Consider the following 2931-nt stretch of genomic DNA (forward strand, 5'->3'; position numbering starts at 1 on the left):
CCGCCCGGCTGTCCCGGACTGCCCGGCCGCGCGGGCTGGTCCGCCGGGGGCGGCGGCCCGAAGCCCTGCTGCGGCTGCTGCGGCTGCGGCTGCTGAGGAGGCTGCGGGGGCTGAGACGGTGGTTGCTGCTGCGGCTGCGGCGGTGGACCGAACCCCCCGCCGTTTCCAGGCCGGTTGGGATCATTCGACGGCGGCGGAAACGTCATGCCCGAAGCATGCCCCATGCCACCGACAACCCGACCATCGGGCCCGGCGTACCGGCCCGGCGGAGATCATTCGCGATGACCCCCCTCCGGGCGTGCAGAATGGTCGCATGACCGGCTCCGACCGCCCCTCCGCCCTCGACCCGGCCCTCGCCGCCCGCCTCAAGCGCGGCGCCGACGGCCTGCTGCCCGCCATCGCCCAGCAGTACGACACCGGTGAGGTGCTGATGCTCGGCTGGATGGACGACGAGGCGCTGCACCGCACCCTCACCACCGGCCGCTGCACCTACTGGAGCCGCAGCCGCCAGGAGTACTGGGTCAAGGGCGACACCTCCGGCCATATCCAGCTCGTCAAGTCCGTCGCCCTCGACTGCGACGCCGACACCATCCTCGTCAAGGTCGACCAGGTCGGCGCCGCCTGCCACACCGGCGACCGCACCTGCTTCGACGCCGACGAGCTCCCGCTCGGCCGGTAGACAGGCCGGTAGACAGGCCAGTGAACCGACCGGTGCACCGGCCGGCCGACCCGCCAGTGCACCGGCGATCACCGCACCCGCCCGCCGGGCTCCCCAGCCCTTGACCCAGGACGTTGTCACGATGGATCTCGAGACCTTCCGCAAGCTGGCGGCCGACCGCCGCGTCATCCCCGTCAGCCGCAAGCTGCTCGCGGACGGCGACACCCCCGTGGGCCTCTACCGCAAACTGGCCGCCGAGCGCCCCGGCACCTTCCTCCTCGAATCCGCCGAGAACGGCCGCTCCTGGTCCCGCTACTCCTTCATCGGCGTCCGCAGCTCCGCCACCCTCACCGAGCGCGACGGCCGCACCCACTGGCTGGGCACCCCGCCGGTGGGCGTGCCGACCGAGGGCGACCCCCTCCAGGCGCTGCGCGCCACCGTCGAGACCCTGCACACCCCGCGCGACCTCGGGGGCCTGGTCCAGTTGCCGCCGTTCACCGGCGGCATGGTCGGCTACCTCGGCTATGACATCGTCCGCCGCCTGGAGAAGGTCGGCGAGCACGGGCGGGACGATCTGCGCCTGCCCGAGCTGACCATGCTGCTCACCTCGGACCTCGCGGTGCTGGACCACTGGGACGGCACCGTGCTGCTGATCGCCAACGCGATCAACCACAACGATCTCGACACGGGCGTGGACGAGGCGTACGCGGACGCCGTGGCCCGGCTCGACGCGATGGCCGCCGACCTGGTCCGCCCCGTGCCGACCGACCCCGCCGCGCTGCCCGAGTCCGAGCTGCCCGAGTACACCGCGCTGTGGGGCGGCGAGGACTTCATGGCGGCCGTGGACGACATCAAGGAGCGCATCCGCGCGGGCGAGGCGTTCCAGGTGGTCCCCTCGCAGCGGTTCGAGACGCCGTGCTCGGCCAGTGCCCTCGATGTCTACCGGGTGCTGCGCGCCACCAACCCGAGCCCCTATATGTACCTCTTCCGGTTCGAGGGCTTCGACGTCGTGGGCTCCAGCCCGGAGGCCCTGGTCAAGGTCGAGGACGGCCGGGCGATGCTGCATCCCATCGCCGGTACCCGCCACCGGGGGGCCACTCCGCAGGAGGACGCGGCCCTCGGGGAGGAGCTGCTCGCCGACCCCAAGGAGCGGGCCGAGCATCTGATGCTCGTCGACCTCGGGCGCAATGACCTCGGGCGGGTCTGCGAGCCCGGCAGTGTGGAGGTCGTCGACTTCATGTCGGTCGAGCGCTACAGCCATGTCATGCACATCGTCTCGACGGTCACCGGCAGCCTCGCCGAGGGCCGTACGGCCTTCGACGTGCTCACCGCCTGCTTCCCCGCGGGCACCCTCTCCGGCGCCCCCAAGCCTCGGGCGCTACAGATCATCGACGAGCTGGAGCCGAGCCGCCGCGGGCTCTACGGCGGCTGTGTCGGCTATCTCGACTTCGCGGGCGACTCCGACACCGCGATCGCCATCCGCACCGCGCTGCTGCGCGACGGCACGGCCTATGTCCAGGCGGGCGCGGGGATCGTCGCCGACTCCGATCCGACGGCCGAGGACGCGGAGTGCCGCAACAAGGCGGCGGCCGTGCTGCGGGCGGTGCACGCGGCGGGCCGGCTGGGGCGGTAGTTCCCGGTAGTTCCCAATATCCGCCACCCGGAGACGGTCCCGTACCCGGGTGGGGGATAGTGGTAGGCGTGAGTGCAGCAGCCGTACCCCAGCCCAGGGCCGAGAACGAGCCCTCCGTCTCCGCCGCGCGCGGCCGCCGAAGCAGCCTCGCCATCGCCCTGCTCGCCGGTGCGCTCGGCGCCGCCCTCGTCCTGCTGGCCACCAGCCGTAAGTGGGCCGAGGGCACCGCCTCCGTCGCCCAGGGCTCTCTCCCGCAGAGTGCCAACGGCGATGACATCACCGGGCTGCCCGGCGCGCTGGCGATCGTCGGCCTCGCCGCGCTGGTCGCGGTCTTCGCCGTGCGCCGCCTCGGCCGTGGCGCCGTCTCGGCACTGCTCGCCCTCAGCGGCGCGGGCATCGTCGTCAGCTCGGCCCTCGGCGCGACCGACAAGGCGGCGCTGGAGGAGAAGGCGTCCAAGGTGAGCGGTCTGACCCACAGCCCCATCCACGATGTGGCGTACACCCCCTGGCCGTGGGTCGCCGCGGCCGGAGGCGTGCTGCTGCTGCTCGCGGGTGTGCTCGCGCTGGGCTACGGCCGCCACTGGCCGGCCATGTCCGGGCGGTACGAGCGCGCGGGCACCACGGGCACCGCGGGCCGGGC

3 protein-coding genes are annotated in these 2931 nt (G+C 73.1%); all 3 read left to right on the top strand.

Annotated features, from left to right (window positions below; all coding sequences use genetic code 11):
- The first annotated feature begins 313 nt into the window (after window positions 1–313).
- A complete protein-coding gene (gene hisI, locus KN815_RS48230) occupies window positions 314–679 on the top strand; it encodes a phosphoribosyl-AMP cyclohydrolase (protein WP_216348086.1) in 366 nt (121 codons plus the stop codon).
- 121 nt (window positions 680–800) lie between these two features.
- Window positions 801–2291: an anthranilate synthase component I gene (locus KN815_RS48235; RefSeq protein WP_216348087.1), complete on the top strand. Its 1491-nt coding sequence runs from the start codon at window positions 801–803 to the stop codon at window positions 2289–2291.
- A gap of 68 nt (window positions 2292–2359) precedes the next feature.
- A partial coding sequence (locus KN815_RS48240; RefSeq protein WP_216348088.1) for a TIGR02234 family membrane protein occupies window positions 2360–2931 on the top strand: 572 nt, incomplete at its 3' end.

The sequence above is a fragment of the Streptomyces niphimycinicus genome, from assembly GCF_018883605.1.
Taxonomy (GTDB): Bacteria; Actinomycetota; Actinomycetes; order Streptomycetales; family Streptomycetaceae; genus Streptomyces; species Streptomyces niphimycinicus.

What these genes read in the sequence shown, in the direction of transcription:
- hisI (WP_216348086.1), top strand. Translation starts at nt 314, where the DNA reads ATGACCGGCTCCGACCGCCCCTCCGCCCTCGACCCGGCCCTCGCCGCC.
- KN815_RS48235 (WP_216348087.1), top strand. Translation starts at nt 801, where the DNA reads ATGGATCTCGAGACCTTCCGCAAGCTGGCGGCCGACCGCCGCGTCATC.